Here is a 16,128-nt window from a genome sequence, read left to right on the forward strand (position 1 = left end):
CATGACCAAGAAACTTGTATCTTCCGTTGCGGCCGGTGCGCTTATCGCGAGTGTTGCGTTCGCGCCGATGACCTTCGCTCAGGACGCCACCCAGCCTAAGCCGGCCGAGCCGCAGACGATGGAAATCCAGCCGGTTCCGGGTGCCGAAGCACCTGCCGACATGGCCAAGTCTGACGGGACTTACCTGACCGAGCAGGCCAGCGACCAGATCGCGACCAGCACCTATGTCGGCCAGACCGTCTACAATGCCGGCGACGAAAAGGTCGGCGAAATTAACGACCTGATCATCAAGAAGGACGGCGGCGTCGAAGCCGCGGTGATCGGTGTCGGCGGCTTCCTGGGCCTCGGCGAGAAGAACGTGGCGGTCCCGTTCGATCGCATTCAGATCTCCGAGCAGCCCAATACGGATGCCTTGAAGCTTACGACGACAGAAACCGCTGAAACCTTGAAGGCGGCTCCGGAGTTCAAGACCAAGGCGCAGCAGGTCGCCGAACAGAACGCCAACCAGCCGGTTGACACATCGACGACCTCCTCGACCACCGGAACGGTACCGGCAACCACGATGCAGCCGGCGCCGGCTGAGGGTACCCAGCAGTAAGCTGGATCGATAGACGGCCAGGACTGGACCGATAGACGGCCAGGACTGGACCGATAGACGGCCAGGACTGGACCGATAGACGGCCAGGAGATGGAGCGGCGGCGTTTGCACTGCCGCTCTTTTATTCAGACCAGCACGCCGTAGCGCAGCGCATCATAGATGCCGGCATGGATGTTGCGGCTGGCGACGGCATCGCCGATGCGGAACATGTCGAAGCTCCCGCCCGGATTGCGAGGCTTAATCGGGTTTTCGCCCCGAAGCAGCGCCTTGTAGTCGACGGCGCCCAGATTGCGGGAAACCGGCTTCAGCTCGCGATAGAGATCGTCCATCGGCACGGTGCCGTGTTCGACCACCACCTGAGCCACGCGCCGTTCGCTTGATGCCGTATCGGAAAAATCGGAACCAAGCGTCACCACAAGGCCATTGCCCTCCCGTCGAACCGATCTCAGGCGGGTATTGATCGTCACCCGGACATTGTGGTCGGCAAACGTCTTGGCGTAGTGCACATGGTTCATGCCGCCGACTTCGGGCGCGAACATGCGTTCGGGCGAAACGATTTCCAACTCGACGCCAGCATGCGCAATCAATTCGGCCGCAGTCATGCCGCTATGGGCGCCGTTGTCGTCATAAAGCAGCACCGGTCCCTCCGGCTTGACCGTACCGGCAATGATATCCCAGCTCGACACGACCAGATCGCCCCCCGCCTCCAGAACAGGGTTTTGCGCGATGCCGCCTGTGGCGACGACGACAAGATCGGGGGAGCGCTCCAGAACATCGTCGGCACCGGCAAAGACGTTGTAGTGGATCGGCACGCCGAGCCTTTCCAGCTCCGACAGCCGCCAGTCGACGATGCCGATCAGTTCCTTACGCCGCGGATTGCGCTGGGCAAGCAGGATCTGTCCGCCCGCTTGGCCGGTTGCCTCCAGGATTTCGACGGAATGGCCGCGCTCGGCAAGCACGCGCGCCGCCTCGAGGCCGGCCGGGCCGGCACCGACGACGACGGCCTTTCGCTTCGGCCCGCCGCTTTTGGAGATGACGTGCGGCACGATCGCCTCGCGCCCGGTCGCCGCATTGTGAATGCAGAGCGCACCTCCGCCCTCGTAGATGCGGTCGAGACAGTAGGTGGCGCCGACGCAGGGGCGTATCTGAGCCTCCCGGCCCTCTTCGATTTTCCTGACGATATGCGGGTCAGCGATATGGGCGCGGGTCATGCCGACCATGTCGAGCTTGCCCTCGGCGATTGCGTGGCGTGCCGTTGCGACATCGGCGATGCGGGCCGCATGGAAAACCGGAAATTTCGTGGCCTCCCGCACTTCACCGGCAAAATCGAGATGCGGCGACGCGGCCATGCCCTGGATCGGGATGACCTTGGTCAGCGGCGCATCATGATCGATGTGCCCGCGGATGATGTTGAGGAAATCGACCTTGCCGGAGTTTGCCAGGCGGCGGGCGATCTCGATGCCCTCCTGCTTCGACAGCCCCTTGTCCCAATCCTCGTCTGCCACCATGCGCATGCCGACGATGAAGTCCGGCCCGACGGATTTGCGGATCGCATCGAGCACCATGTCGGTAAAGCGCAGGCGGTTGTCGAGCGAACCGCCGAAGTCATCGTCGCGATGGTTTGTCGCCGGCGACCAGAAGCCGTCCATCAGATGGCCGTAGGCCTCAAGCTCGATGCCATCAAGGCCTGCGGCCTGCATGCGGGCGGCGGCTGACGCATAGTCGCCGACAATGCGTTCAATGTCCCAATCCTCGATCTCCTTCGGAAAGGAGCGGTGTGCCGCTTCGCGCACCGGCGAGGCGGAGAGAACCGGCAGCCAGTCGCCCTTGTTCCAGCCGGTGCGACGGCCGAGATGGGTGAGTTGGATCATCACCGCGGTATCGTGCTCGTGACAGTCGTCGGCGATCTTCTTCAGCCAGGGCACGATCTCGTCGGAATAGGCGTGGAGATTGCCGAAGGCGGGTGGCGAATCCTCCGAGACGATGGCAGATCCCGCCGTCATCGTCAGCGCCATGCCGCCCTTGGCCTTCTCAAGGTGATAGAGGCGGTAGCGATCCTTCGGCATGCCATCTTCGGAATAGGCCGGCTCGTGCGAAGTCGACATGATCCGGTTCTTGAGCGTCAGATGTTTGAGGCGATAGGGCTGGAGCAGCGGGTCTTTCGGCAGCGTCATTTCTGTTCCCTTGAGCACCGCTTGTCCGCTGAAGTGGACCGGGGCACTCCATCATTCTTGTTCTGCACATCCCCAGTGAGGGGGTGGCGTCGGCTCAGTACCAGGCGTCCGCCATGCCGTTCTTGCGGCGAGAGACATAGTCGATCAAAGCATCGTCGATCGCCACGTCCAGCGGCGGCGCTTCGTATTCGGCCAGCGTCTTCTTCCAGCTCCGGTTGGCCCGCACCGCCATATCGGTTCCGCCCTCTTCCGCCCATTTCTCGAAAGGCTCGTTGTCGGACAGGGCCGAATCCCAAAAGGCGGTCTGGTAGTTGCGCATGGTGTGGTCGCAGCCGAGGAAATGGCTGCCCGGCCCGACCTGCAGGAAGGCGTCCATGGCCAGCGTGTTGTCGTCGACGACGACGCCGGCGAGATAGGAATGCAACGCGCCGCAGAAATCCGTATCCATGACGAATTTTTCGTAGGACATCGCCAGCAACCCATCGACGAAGCCGGCCGAGTGCAAAATGAAATTAGCGCCGCAATGCACCGCCGACAGCATCGACATGACGCCTTCCTGCATCGCTTGCGCATCCGGCAGTTTCGCGTTGGAAAAATTGCCGGCACAGCGCAGCGGCAGACCGAGCCGGCGCGCGAGTTGCCCGACGACCATGCTGCCGATCGCCGGCTCCGGCGTGCCGAAGGTCGGCGAGCCCGAGCGCAACGACATGGACGACAGGAAGTTGCCGAAGATAACCGGCGCGCCCTTGCGCTCGAGCTGGGTCAAAGCGCATCCGGCCAGCGTTTCGGCATAGGACTGGGCGATGGCGCCGGCATTGGTGACCGGCCCCATGGCACCGCCGAGGATGAAGGGCACGATGACCGCCGCCTGATTTGCCCGTGCATAGGCCCGCAACGACTTCGTCATGGTGCCGTCCCAGACGAGCGGCGAGTTGACGTTGACGTTGCCGAGGATGACGCAATTGGCATCGACGAAATCGCGGCCGAAGAGGATGCGCGCCATCTCGATCGAATCTTCGGCGCGATCCTCCGCGGTGATCGAACCCATGAAGGCCCGGTCGGAATATTTGATGTGGCTGTAGACCATATCGAGGTGGCGTTTGTTCACCGGCACATCGACCGGCTCGCAGATCGTTCCGCCAGAATGGTGCAGCCAGGGGCTCGACTGCGCCAGCTTGATCAGATTGCGGAAGTCCTCGATCGTGCCGTAACGCCGGCCGTTGTCGAGATCGGTGACGAAGGGCGAGCCGTAGGCCGGCGAGAACACGACATTGTTGCCGCCGATTTCGATGCTGCGGGCGGGATTGCGAGCATGCTGGGTAAACTGGCGCGGCGCCGAGCGCACGAGCTCCTTCAGCATTCCAGGTTCGAACGTCACCCGGACCCCATCCAGCTTGGCGCCGGCGCGTTTCCAGTGATCGAGAGATGCCGGATCGTCGCGAAATTCGATGCCGACTTCGGCAAGGATGCGATCGGCGACCTTCTCGATGCGGGTCAGGCTTTCCTCACCCAGGATATCGTAGGTGGGGATGTTGCGAGTGATGTAGGGGACGCCAAGGCTCTTGGCGCTGACGCCGCCGCGCTGCGGCCTTGAGCCTCTTGTCCGTCTGGGCGCTTCGCCCGCTGTCACAGTCGTCATTTCCATCGACGTCCTCCCATCATTCAAGGTGATGGTATTGGTGAAAAATCACGTTGTAACGCTGGAAAAAATTGAGCCATGCGATAAGCATAAGTTATGGAAAACCTGCGTCGCCTGCTCCCGTCTGCAGCCAGCCTCATCGTGTTCGAGGCGGCCGGCCGCCATCAGAATTTTACCCGCGCCGCCAGCGAGCTCGGCATGACGCAGGCCGCCGTCTCCTACGCCATTCGCGGATTGGAAGAACAATTGGGCGTGCCGCTCTTCCACCGCGTGCATCGCGCCGTCGAACTAACGGAGGCGGGCGAGAAATTCCACGCCGACGTTTCCGTCGGGCTCTCGCGAATTCAGAAGTCGGCGGAAGACATCCGCTCCAAGGGGCGCGAGACCAATGTGACGCTTGCGGCATCGACCGCTTTTGCCTCGATGTGGATGCTGCCGCGCCTCAACCGGATGCGCGAGGATCTGCCGGAGATCGATCTCAGGATCCAGACGAGCGTGCGCGATCTCGACCTCGACGAGGAGCCGATCCCGCTTGGCATCCGCGGCGGCGATCCGAGCCATTGGCCGCGTTACCATGCCGCCCTTCTTGCCGAGGAGGTCGTCAATGCGGTGGCGACACCTGCCTATATCGAGCAGCATGGGCTGCCGAGCACGCCGGCCGACCTGCTGCGCCACAACCTCATTCATCTGGAGGAACCGGTCCGGCGCGCCTGCGACTGGACCGAATGGTTTTCCAGCGCCGGCCTCCCCTACCCACCTCAGGCGCGGCGCCTTGCCATCAACGACTATGTCCTGGTGATCCAGGCGGTGCTTGCTGGCGAAGGCGTGGCGCTCGGCTGGGAGCACCTGACCGATCCGCAGGTTCGCTCCGGCGCCCTGGTCCCCGTCGGCGGCCATGTGCTGAAGACCGGGCTGGCGTTTTACGTCGTCTGGCCGCGCTCGCGCGAGCTGAACAACCAGGCGCGCCGGGTGAGGGATTGGTTGCTGGCGGAAGGCACGAGAAACCGGGCGGAGGGCGCCAAGGACTGACGCCTGGCCTAGGGCAACACCTAGAGCTGAGCTGCGACGTCGCGATAGCGGTCCGAGAGGTAGCGCATTGTCGCGACAGCATCAGCCGGCTTGCCGTAGAAGTAGCCCTGGCCCATGCCGCAGCCGAGCGCCTTCAGCTTCAACGCCTCGGAAAAATCCTCGATGCCTTCGGCGACGACCTCAAGCTCCAGACCTTCGCACATCGAGACGATGGCCTTGATGATATGTTCAGAGGCCCGGTCGGCCGAAATCCGCGACACGAAGGCCCGATCGATCTTGACCTTGTCGAAGGAGAAGTCGCGAAGGCGTCCAAGGCTCGACTGGCCCGTGCCGAAATCGTCGAGGGAGACGCGAACGCCCGCCGCCCGCAACTCGGTCACGATCTTCTGGGCGGTCTCGGCATCGGCCATCACGGCCGTCTCGGTGATCTCCAGTTCCAGCCGCCGCGGATCGAGGCCGATCTGGTTGATAATCGTCAACAGCCGGTGGCTGGTGGCCGGATCCATCAACTGCGCCGACGACAGGTTGAACGACAGGAAGAGCTCCTTCGGCCAGGAAAGTGCCGCGTGCGCCGCCTTGCGCAGCAGCGTCTCGGCCAGCGATTCGATGAAACCGCGCTCCTCCGCCAAAGGCACGAAGACGGCCGGCGAGACATAACCGAGATCGGCATCGCACCACCGCGCCAAGGCCTCGAAGCCGACGACCGCGTCGTTACGCAGATCGACGATCGGCTGGAAATGCACATCCACCTCGTTGGCGATGATCGCATTGCGCAGCGCCTGTTCGAGCTGCGTCGCGCGCTTCATCTCCTGCGCAATTTCCTGGGAATAGACGGTGATCTGGCCGCGACCGCGGCGCTTGGAACGATAGAGCGCCGTGTCGGCGCTTTTCAGCAGATCTTCGAACACTTCGCCGGCGAAGGGATAGACGGCAAAACCGAAAGAAGCCGAAAGACGGACGTTGCGGTCGCCGAGATCGAAGGGCGCCGACAGCACCTCTTTCAGCATCAGGCCGACTTTCTCCGCGCCCTTGCGCTCGAAGACGAGCGGCAGGACGAAGGCGAACTCGTCGTTCTCGGAGCGGATGATCGTTGCGCCCTCTGGCGCGCAGGCTTGCAGCCGATGGGCGACCTGGCAGAGGATCTCGTCGCCGGCGCGTGGGCCGAAAAGATCGTTGATCGGCTTGAAGCCATCGATATTGGCAAGGCCAATGGTAAAGGGAGCGGGATCGCTGGCGCGCTCTTCGGCCAGATCGCAAACGGTCTTGCGGAGCTGGCGCGCATTGCCGAGCCCGGTCAACGGATCGATCGAGCCGTCCACGACCAGAGGCTCCCTGCCGATGCGGTGATAGGGAGTTTCCCCCGACATCATCGGCCAAGTCCCCGGATCTGAAGTGAGCCCGGCCGTCCACGCCCGGTAGCCGACAAGGTAGGCCGGCCCGCGGAGCGGCGGCGCGCTTCCGGCAAGGTTCCGACGTTGACGGCTGAGGGGTTGCGATGCATTCCTGCGGGGCTCTACACTTTTTGGCAATACGCTGCAGACGATCGCAATCGGCGGTTAACAATCCGATATCGCCTCGCTCCAAGATCTGCCATCGACATCCCCAATTCTAGCGAGTTGACACGATTTTCGATCAACCTGTCGTTCGCATCGCCTTTGCCGGCATGAATTTTCGCAGCACGGCCTCGATCATGTCGGGGCTGACCGGCTTCATGATGTGATCATCCATACCCGATGCCTTGCACTGTTGCAGGTCGATGTCGAGGGCCTGGGCGGTCACGGCGATGATCGGTGTTCTCACGCCTTTCACTTTTTCCGCGGTTCGAATGGCAACTGCCGCCTCGAAGCCGTTCATGACAGGCATGGACACGTCCATGAGCACCAGCGCCGGCTGAAGTTCATGCCAGAGTTCGACGGCTTCGCGGCCATTGGCGGCAATGCGGTGCGAGACACCGAGCCCTTCGAGGATCTGGGTAAAGACGAACTGGTTGATCTGGTTGTCCTCGGCAACGAGGACATCGACCTGTGAAACCGGAACGGCTGAAGCAGCTTCGTCCTCGAAGGAGAGCGACCAGTCCGATTGCAGGAGTGGCGAGGCTTGCGGGCGCTCGGCGCAAACACGGAATACCTCCGCAAGCACCGCCGCAGCATCCTGATCGGCTTCGACGGTAACGACGGGGCAGTTGCGCCAGGCCGTCGCGATATGCTCACCATCCGGAAAGGCGCCGTCGAGGAGCAGAACGTCGAGCTTCAGGCCGGCGCTGTCGGACGCCCTACCGAAGGCGGTCAATTCGTCGACGTTGCGCACTGCGCAGGCCTCGAGGCCCGAGCCGCGCAGGCGCGTCACCAGCCGTTCTTCCGTCAGCCGATCGGCAGTCGCAAGCAGAACGCGCAGGCCACGCGCTGGAAGCGTCTCGATCATCGATCCCGCTCCGACCAGTTGCTGCACGTTCAGCGCGCGAAACGGATCATAGAAATTCTGGGCCGGCGCAAAAATGCTGTAGTCGTTGATCTGGAGACCGCCGGAGGGGGCAGACCCATCCTCGGAGCCATTGTACCAGCCGGCGATATCAGTCACGTCGTTCATGCAACTGACGACGAAATGGCGGCCGGGCATGCCGACGCGATATTTGCGGGTGAGAACCCAGAGATCGCTGCCATCGGCGCGCACGATATGTTCCGCTTCCGAATGCGGCTTGCCGGTTTCAAGCACGCGCCGATCGGACTGCTCGAAACGTTCGGCAAGATCGCTTTCAACCAGATCCCAGGCCGAACGTCCGAGGATCGCCTCCTGGGAAAGGTCGTGGATGAGGCAGAACGCCTTGTTGACGGCGATATAGTTGAGGTTGCGATCCTTGACGCAGATCGGATTGGGCTGAGCGTCGAGGATTTCCTCGGTCAACTCGACCCGCTCGAGATCCGTCTGCAGCTGCTCGTCGCGCTTCCTCTGGTCGGAAACGTCAGTGATCGACAGGATGCCGATACCGCTGGAGAGGCGGCGCTTGCGCATCGACACCCATCGGGTTCGGCCGGAACGCTCGACATTCTCGTAGCGCTCGCGCCAGTGCAGCGCCATATGCTCGGCAATCCAGTCCTCGCGGTTCGTCCGCCGGCGGCTGTTTTCGGGAACGGTGCCGGGGCGAACGCCGGTGTCGTAGACGGCGCCGAGAAAATCGCGCAGGCGGGTTCCCGGCAGCAGCATCTCGGCAGGTACGGGGAAATATTGCAGCATGGTGCGACTGGCAAAGAGGATGGTGTCGTCCCGGCCGCAGACGAGCATCGCAAAGCCGAGCGCATCGCAGCTCGACTCGAGAATGATCCTGTTGATGTCCGCGCCGTTCGGCGCCCCATCGTTCATTGCACTGTCCTCACTCGCCTACTGCATGTTTCCTTAGATCGTCTCCCGATTTAAGGAAACATGCAGCCATTCAAAGTGCCACAGCGACCTTGACGCGTCGAATAAGACGCGCGGCGCTGTTGCGGCGGTTTCATTTCGGGACATGCTGGGATGGCCTTGGAAGGCGTCTCTTCGAGCGGGGTGACACGACGTCCAGCAACGCCGCAGTGCTCCAAAGACAAAACCCGTGATCATTCAGGTTGTTGTGGAAAATCGCAGCAGAATGTTAAGGGGCAATTAAATCCTCGTCTCATTTTTTGGTGCACCAATGGGCTGCACAACCAGAATTTGGTGATCGGAGATGCCAGACGGGGACAGACCCGTATTTCCGCTTCCGTTCCGTCGCCGAATCCGGGAAAATAGAGCATGGCCATCAAGCAGCTCTCCGAGACCCTCATCAATCAGATCGCCGCCGGCGAAGTCATCGAACGTCCCGCCAGTGCCGCCAAGGAACTGATCGAGAACGCGCTCGACGCCGGCGCGACCAGGATCGAAATCGCCACCGCCGGCGGCGGCAAGACGCTGCTGCGCGTAACCGACAACGGCGCCGGCATGCAGCCGACCGACCTGGAGCTGGCGGTCAAGCGCCACTGCACGTCAAAACTCGACGACAACCTGTTCGACATCCGCACGCTCGGTTTTCGCGGCGAGGCCCTGCCCTCGATCGGATCGGTTTCCCGGCTTTCGATCACCACCCGGACGGCTGGTGCCACCGAGGGCGCCGTCATCACCATTGCCGGCGGCAGGACGGATTCCGTTCGCCCTTCGCCCGCCAATACCGGTACGGTCGTCGAGGTCCGCGACCTGTTCTTTGCGACCCCTGCCCGGCTCAAGTTCATGAAGTCGGAAAAGGCCGAGGCATCGGCAATTTCGGATGTGGTGCGCCGTATGGCGATTGCCTTTCCGAAGGTGCGTTTCGTACTGTCCGGATCGGATCGAACGACGTTGGAGTTTCCGGCGACGGGCGACGACCGGCTCGCCCGCATGGCGCAGGTGCTTGGCAAGGAGTTTCGCGACAACGCCATAGAGATCGATGCCGAGCGCGAGGACATCCAGCTGACCGGCTTTGCCGGGGTGCCGACCTACAACCGCGGCAACTCGCTGCAGCAATATGTCTTCGTCAACGGTCGTCCGGTCCAGGACAAGCAACTGTTGTCCGCCATTCGCGCGGCCTATTCCGAAACGATCCCGCATGGCCGCTATCCCGTGGCGGTGCTGTCGATCACGCTCGACCCGGCACTCGTCGACGTCAACGTGCATCCCGCGAAATCGGACGTTCGCTTCCGCGATCCGGGCCTCATTCGCGGGCTGATCATCGGTGCCATCCGTCAAGCTCTGGCGCGGGAGGGCGACCGGGCGTCGACGACGGGCGCGAGCGGGATGATGCAGGCGTTCCGCACCGAACCGTTCCGGCCGCGCCAGCCATGGAGCGCGGAAAGCTCGCCCTACCGGCCGACGCATTTCGAGACGATGGATCGCGGCCTGTCCGAGACGCCGCAGGCAAGCTTCGCCGCCTTCACCGCGCCCTCGGCCCGGACGGCAGCGCCTTTGCCCGAGCCTGAGCGGGCGATCGCAGACGCGCCGGCACCACAATCCTTTCCGCTCGGTGCCGTGCGCGCGCAACTTCACGAAAACTACATCGTCGCGCAGACGCAGGATGGCCTCGTCATCGTCGACCAGCATGCCGCCCATGAACGCCTCGTCTTCGAAACCATGCGAACGGCGCTGCATTCGAAGCCCGTCGCCGCCCAGGCTTTGCTGATCCCGGAAATCGTCGACCTTTCCGAAGACGATTGCGACCGGCTGATGACGCATGCGGACGAACTGGGTCGCCTCGGCCTTGGCATCGAGCGCTTCGGACCCGGCGCCATCGCGGTGCGGGAAACGCCGGCGATGCTGGGCGAAATGGATGCCGCGGGGCTGGTGCGCCAGCTCGCGGACGAAATTGCCGAATGGGACACGGCCAACGGGCTTGCCAGCCGGCTTGAATATCTCGCCGCAACGATGGCCTGCCATGGATCGGTTCGTTCCGGCCGCCGGATGCGCACCGAGGAAATGAACGCTCTTCTGCGCCAGATGGAAGCAACGCCGGGCTCCGGCCAGTGCAATCATGGCCGGCCGACCTACATCGAGCTGAAGCTCTCCGACATCGAGCGGCTGTTCGGCAGGAGCTGACACCGTGAACGGGTCTGCAACGGCGAAATGCGCTGGCATTTTACCGGGCGCCGGGCTAGATCAGAGAACCGACCAAGAAGACGAAACAGGCCTTGAAGATGATGAACCGGTTTGAAGGAAGCGCCTCGCGCGAAGCGAAGATCCGTTATCTCGACGGTGACTTTCAGATCGTTCTTGCCGGTTCGCATGTGATCTGCGCGATGACGGGCAAAACCATCCCGGTCGACGAACTGCGCTACTGGAGCGTTGCCCGCCAGGAGCCCTATGTCGACGCGGAAGCCTCTCTCGAAGCGGAGAAGCGCGCGGGCGCCCTGCCCAACCAGCGCCGCTAAAGCCTTTCCAGGGAAAGCGCGAAACGAAGTGATAGAGCGTGTCCAGGTCTCCGTTTAAGACGGAAACGCTCTGCCGCGCCGATCGAACGTTATTTCTGCTCCGCTTCCCGCAGCTTGCGGGCGCGTGCCGCCGACAGCGCGGCTGTCACGATCTTCGCGGGCGCCGACGGATCGTCGAAGTGCACGTCGATTTCAATCACCCGGCTTGCCCCAGCCAATTCCGCTGCCCTACCATGACCGGGCTCCAGGCGAACCATGTCCTTGGCCGTGGTCACGAGGACGCAGCCGAGTGCTGAGGCGCGGTCGAGGAGGTCCGATATCTCGTCCTCTGAAAAATGATGATGGTCGGGGAAGCTGCGCGTTTCCTCAATTACGGCTCCGGTCTCACGCACGGTGCGATAGAATTTTTCCGGATCGGCGATACCGGCCCAGGCCAGCACCTTGACTCCGTTCAGCGAGCCGTCGTCGAGGCGCACGACTTCCGCCTCGTAGATCTGCTTGCCCGCCCGTGCGGCACGGCGGATCAGGGCGTCGGCCTCTACCCCGTCACCGATCTTCAACAGCGCCGTTGCGTGGCGCAACTGATTTGAAAGCGGCGCACGCACGGGACCTGACGGCACGAGGTAACCGTTGCCGATACCACGACGGGAATCGATGACGAGTAGCGCGAAGTCGAAGGCGAGCCGCGCGCTCTGGAAACCATCGTCCATGATGATGATATCCGCACCTTCGGCCACCAATCGGCGAGCTCCGTCGACGCGGCGCCGACACACCACCGTCAGCGCCTCGCGCGCCAGCAACAACGGCTCGTCGCCGACGTCACGCGCCCTGTGGTGCTCCAGATCGACGATCGTCGTCACGTCGAGCGACCCACCATAGCCGCGGCTGAGGAACCCCGGCTTCAGACCCTTGGCCCTGACGGCGCGTGCAAGCGCGATCGCCGTCGGCGTCTTGCCGGCACCGCCGACCGTGAAGTTGCCGATGCAGATGATCGGGACCGACACGGACGCCCGGTGGCCGCGATCCATGCGCAGGCCGGCAATACGCCCATAGATCCAGGAAAACGGCCACAAAGCACGGGCACGCCAATCCGCCTTGGTCCACCAGAACGGCGGCGCTTCCGATACCATCTTTGTTTCCGCAGCCCCCGGCCGTCTTTGTCCTTCTCGGAAGGACGGTGCATATCTTGCCTGCCGCTGCCCGAAAAACCGTCGGCGGCATGCCTGCCGACAAAAAACGTCAGAACGCGGAAAAAGGCAAGCGGCACAAGACAATGCGGAGTTCCGTACACTTCCTTGGAAGCTTAGGCGGCGCTTTCGACCGCAAGGCCGGCCGCCTTCCAATCCGGAAATCCGCTCTCGAGCCGGCGGACGGCAAGGCCTTTATCCTGCAGTACCGTCACGGCATCGGCTGTCGGCGTTGGTTTTATCGATCCTCTGGTGATCAGAGGACCACGTTCGTAGCCCTTGAGAGTGGCCGCGAAAGAAATGCGGCTCAGCGAAAAACCTAGAGGACGGCTTCGAGTTCGGTGATATCGGCCAGGCAATGGTCGGAGGCATCGGCCAGCGACTGGCGCGAGCCGGTGCCCGTCAGGACAGCGACGGTCATGCCCACGCCGGCGCTGCGGCCCATATGCATGTCATGATTGTTGTCGCCGACGACCACGACCTGTTGCGGATCGAGCCCCGTGGCCGCGCAGAAGCCGAGCACCATGCCAGGCTGCGGCTTGACACCGTAGCCGCTGTCGTAGCCGGCGACATAATGCAGATAGCCGTCGAAGCCGAAGCGCCTGGCGGTTTCGCGGATAGAGCGCTCATTGTCGCTGGATGCCACACCGAGGCGATAACCCTTGGCATGCAGACCGGCAAAGAACGAACCGAGGTCGGTGACCGGCACCGCATATTCGGCCGAACGGGCAAACAACCCGTCAAACAGCGTCGTCAACGCCTCCACGGTAAACGGCGCGCCGGCAGCGACGAAGCCGGTTGCGATCTCGACCGTGTTTCCGGCGGCAAGCAGGCTGTCGGGCAGCACATGGCCGGTGTCCGGATCCATGCCGCCCGCCTTGAGCAGCATGCGGGCCAGGGCTTCGTCGCCCTTGGCCGCTATCTTCGCCAGCTCGTAGTTCACCGGCACCCAGCTCTTGGCATAGTCGAGAAGCGTTCCGTCCTTGTCGAACAGGATACCGGCGATGGCTGTCGGTGCGCTCATGGTGATCTTACGTCTCCCGATGCGGTCAGAGGTCGTTGCGCGGTTCAAGCCGCGCCTTGACGACGAGCGGATTGATATAGGGCTCGAGCCCCTTCATCGTCGCCGACAGCGCTCCGCGCATCTCTTGCACGGTTTCAAGGCCGGCATCGATCATCGAACGACGCATATCGTCGTTGGCGAGCAGATAGTTGACGCCCTTGGCCAGCATCTCGACGTCGCGGACGATCTTGGCGCTGCCGTTCTTGGCAAGCATCTGATAGGTCTCGCGAAAGTTCTGGACGTTGCCGCCCGAAAGAACGGCGCAGCCAAGCATTGCCGGCTCCAGCGGGTTCTGACCGCCTTCGGCAAACAGCGAGCGGCCGACGAAGGCAACCTCGGTCAGGCGCAGATAGAGCCCCATCTCGCCGATCGTGTCGCCAAGGAAGACATCGACGTCCGATGTCAGCGGATCGCGACGGGTGCGGCGCGCGACCTTCAGGCCCTTGGCCGTCAGCGCCGCCTCGATCGCGTCGCTGCGCTCGGGGTGGCGCGGGACGATGATGGTCAACAGGCCGGTGCGCTCCTTGAGGGCACGATGCACGACCCCGGCAGCACTTTCTTCGCCGTCGAAGGTCGAGATCGCCGCCCAGGTCTTGCGGGTGCCGATCTGCTGACGATACTCCTTCAGCGCCTGCGGGTCGTGCGGCGGCGCGTCGGTATCGACCTTCAGGTTGCCCGACACCATCACCGGCAGGGCGCCCAGCGTGCGAAAGCGCTCGGCGTCGACATCCGATTGGGCGATGACGAGCGCCAGGTTCTCAAACAGCGCGTCTGCAAGCGCCGGCCGCTTCTTCCAGCGCGCAAACGTACGGTCGGAAAGGCGGCCGTTGACCAGAACCTGGGGAATGTGGCGTCGCCCAAGCTCGAGGATGGTCATCGGCCAGATCTCGGATTCGGCGATGATGGCCAGATCCGGCTGCCAGTATTCGAGGAAGCGGTTGACCGCCGGCTTGAAATCGAGCGGCACATACTGGTGAATGACCGCCGAGCCGAGGCGCCCGGCCGCGACCCGCGCCGAGGTCGTCGTGCCGGTCGTCAAGACGACATTGATGCCGCGACGATGGATTTCCTTGATCAGCGGGATGACCGCATTGGTCTCGCCGACACTTGCGGCATGGAACCAGACGAGCGGACCTTGCGGGCGCGGCACGCTGGCATGGCCGTAGCGCTCGCGGCGGCGCGCCGGATCCTCCTTGCCCTTCGCAGCGCGCAGGGCAAGATAGGACCACACGAAGGGATAGATCGCCGAACCGATCCAGCGGTAGCTGGAGAGCGCCAGCCGGGCGCGAAAGCTGCTCATGGCCTCAGTCCCCCGCCCAATGGAACGATCGGGCGACGGTCAGATGCAGCGCGCGCGCGGGAGCGCGCCACGCATGCCGACGGCATCGGCATCAATCGTTTTCCGGATCAAGCAGGCGATGCATATGAACGATGAAATAACGCATATGCGCATTGTCGACGGTCATCTGTGCCTTCGACTTCCAGGCAATGTGCGCGCTTTCGTAGTCAGGATAAATGCCGACGATATCGAGTTTGTCCAGGTCACGGAAATGAACATCGGTGAGGGTGGTCAGTTCACCACCAAAGACCAAATGCAGACGTTGTTTCTTCTCGGAGTCGTGAGCCATTGGAGTTCCATTTTCTTATAGGGTATGGGCGTTGGTTTGCGGCATTCGGCTCGAAAGGTCAATGGCCCTCAAGGGTCCTCGACGCAGCGAGCAATCCCGGCAACGCCGCCGTCGACGCCGCGCAAAGAAGGCCATGAACGACATTGGGGCGATTGTAGGACAGGGCTTGAGATTCAAGCGTCTTGAGCCCCCCGCCTGCCCGTTCGAGAATGAGGTCGGCGGCGGCAAGATCCCAATCGTGAGAGTTCTTCTTGACCACCGTGCCGTCGATCCGCCCGTCCGCAACCATTGCCAGCCGGTAGGCGAGCGAAGGCACATGCGGGACCCGCACGATGCCGTTGCGGTAGGACGGCGCCAAGCTCGCGACGATGTCCTCGGCAACCGCCACATGCAGCGCCCCGCCGTCCTGGACGTCGCGCACGCGAATGCTTGCGCCGTTCTTCAGTGCCGGTCCGTCTGCGGTTGCCTGGAAGATCTCGTCCAACGCCGGCGCATAAAGGACGCCGGCGACGGGCGTACCGCGGTGAACGACGGCAACGCTCACGCACCAGAGATCCTTGCCCGCAATGAAGGCGCGGGTGCCGTCGATCGGATCGACGACGAAGACCGTTTCACAGGACAGGCGGCTGCGATCGTCGTCGGTCTCTTCCGAGAGCCAGCCATAGTTCGGCCGGGCGAGAAGCAGACGTTCCTTGAGAATGTCGTTGGCGGCGATATCGGCCGCACTCACCGGTGAGCGCCCCATATTCTTCCAGCGCACGTCGGGCTCGTTTCGGAAGTAACCCAGTGCCGTTTCGCCGGCGGCGATCGCGGCAGCGAGGATCAGATCCAGATCTTCTTTCCACCTCGCGATCGATGTTGCCTTGTCTGACATTCAAATCCTTACGCGCCGGCACATCGCCGAACG

Annotated in this window: 13 protein-coding genes; 4 read left to right on the top strand and 9 right to left on the bottom strand. The window is 63.0% G+C overall.

The annotated features are described in order from the left end of the window. Position 1 precedes the first annotated feature (1 nt). On the top strand, positions 2 to 598 hold the full coding sequence (locus tag BC360_RS13015; protein ID WP_065795597.1) for a PRC-barrel domain-containing protein: 597 nt from the start codon (positions 2 to 4) through the stop codon (positions 596 to 598). Positions 599 to 723: 125 nt separating this feature from the next. On the opposite strand, the gene BC360_RS13020 is transcribed toward BC360_RS13015, so the two are convergent. After that, positions 724 to 2,772 carry an NADH:flavin oxidoreductase gene (locus BC360_RS13020; protein WP_065795442.1) on the bottom strand — a complete coding sequence of 683 codons (2,049 nt, stop codon included), beginning with the start codon at positions 2,770 to 2,772 and terminating at the stop codon, positions 724 to 726. 94 nt (positions 2,773 to 2,866) lie between these two features. Beyond that, entirely contained in the window at positions 2,867 to 4,417 is a 1,551-nt protein-coding gene (locus BC360_RS13025) for a trimethylamine methyltransferase family protein (protein ID WP_065795443.1), read from the bottom strand. 90 nt (positions 4,418 to 4,507) lie between these two features. Between BC360_RS13025 and BC360_RS13030 the strand changes: the two genes are divergently transcribed. Further along, positions 4,508 to 5,440 carry a LysR substrate-binding domain-containing protein gene (locus BC360_RS13030; protein ID WP_065795444.1) on the top strand — a complete coding sequence of 311 codons (933 nt, stop codon included), beginning with the start codon at positions 4,508 to 4,510 and terminating at the stop codon, positions 5,438 to 5,440. Between the two features lie 20 nt (positions 5,441 to 5,460). Here BC360_RS13030 and BC360_RS13035 read toward each other — a convergent pair whose 3' ends face one another. Then, complete coding sequence (locus BC360_RS13035; RefSeq protein ID WP_244512728.1) at positions 5,461 to 6,807, bottom strand: putative bifunctional diguanylate cyclase/phosphodiesterase; 1,347 nt, start codon at positions 6,805 to 6,807, stop codon at positions 5,461 to 5,463. 265 nt (positions 6,808 to 7,072) lie between these two features. Continuing rightward, the gene (locus BC360_RS13040; protein WP_065795445.1) at positions 7,073 to 8,797 is read right to left on the bottom strand and encodes a response regulator; all 1,725 of its coding nucleotides are present in this window, start codon (positions 8,795 to 8,797) and stop codon (positions 7,073 to 7,075) included. A gap of 405 nt (positions 8,798 to 9,202) precedes the next feature. Here BC360_RS13040 and mutL point away from each other — a divergent pair, with 405 nt between their 5' ends. Together mutL and BC360_RS13050 are read left to right on the top strand one after the other, a co-directional pair. After that, a complete protein-coding gene (gene mutL, locus BC360_RS13045; protein WP_065795446.1) occupies positions 9,203 to 11,011 on the top strand; it encodes a DNA mismatch repair endonuclease MutL in 1,809 nt (602 codons plus the stop codon). Positions 11,012 to 11,109: 98 nt separating this feature from the next. Then, entirely contained in the window at positions 11,110 to 11,343 is a 234-nt protein-coding gene (locus BC360_RS13050) for a DUF2093 domain-containing protein (RefSeq protein WP_053250845.1), read from the top strand. Between the two features lie 89 nt (positions 11,344 to 11,432). Here the strand turns inward: BC360_RS13050 and lpxK are convergent, their stop codons facing one another. The 5 genes from lpxK to BC360_RS13080 all read right to left on the bottom strand — a co-directional run bounded on the left by lpxK (position 11,433) and on the right by BC360_RS13080 (position 16,095). Then, positions 11,433 to 12,473 (bottom strand): tetraacyldisaccharide 4'-kinase, encoded by a 1,041-nt coding sequence (gene lpxK / locus BC360_RS13055; protein ID WP_065782812.1) that lies wholly within the window; start codon positions 12,471 to 12,473, stop codon positions 11,433 to 11,435. A 376-nt stretch (positions 12,474 to 12,849) separates the two neighbouring features. Continuing rightward, positions 12,850 to 13,554, bottom strand: coding sequence for an HAD family hydrolase (locus tag BC360_RS13065; RefSeq protein WP_065795448.1), 705 nt, complete (start codon positions 13,552 to 13,554; stop codon positions 12,850 to 12,852). Between the two features lie 25 nt (positions 13,555 to 13,579). Continuing rightward, the gene (gene waaA / locus BC360_RS13070) at positions 13,580 to 14,893 is read right to left on the bottom strand and encodes a lipid IV(A) 3-deoxy-D-manno-octulosonic acid transferase (protein ID WP_065782820.1); all 1,314 of its coding nucleotides are present in this window, start codon (positions 14,891 to 14,893) and stop codon (positions 13,580 to 13,582) included. Between the two features lie 91 nt (positions 14,894 to 14,984). Continuing rightward, positions 14,985 to 15,221, bottom strand: a complete 237-nt coding sequence (locus tag BC360_RS13075) for a DUF4170 domain-containing protein (RefSeq protein WP_053250851.1) — start codon at positions 15,219 to 15,221, stop codon at positions 14,985 to 14,987. A 58-nt stretch (positions 15,222 to 15,279) separates the two neighbouring features. Next, on the bottom strand, positions 15,280 to 16,095 hold the full coding sequence (locus BC360_RS13080) for a 3'(2'),5'-bisphosphate nucleotidase CysQ (protein WP_065795449.1): 816 nt from the start codon (positions 16,093 to 16,095) through the stop codon (positions 15,280 to 15,282). Between the last annotated feature and the right edge of the window lie 33 nt (positions 16,096 to 16,128).

Source organism: Ensifer sp. LC163 (assembly GCF_001695855.1).
GTDB lineage: Bacteria > Pseudomonadota > Alphaproteobacteria > Rhizobiales > Rhizobiaceae > Ensifer.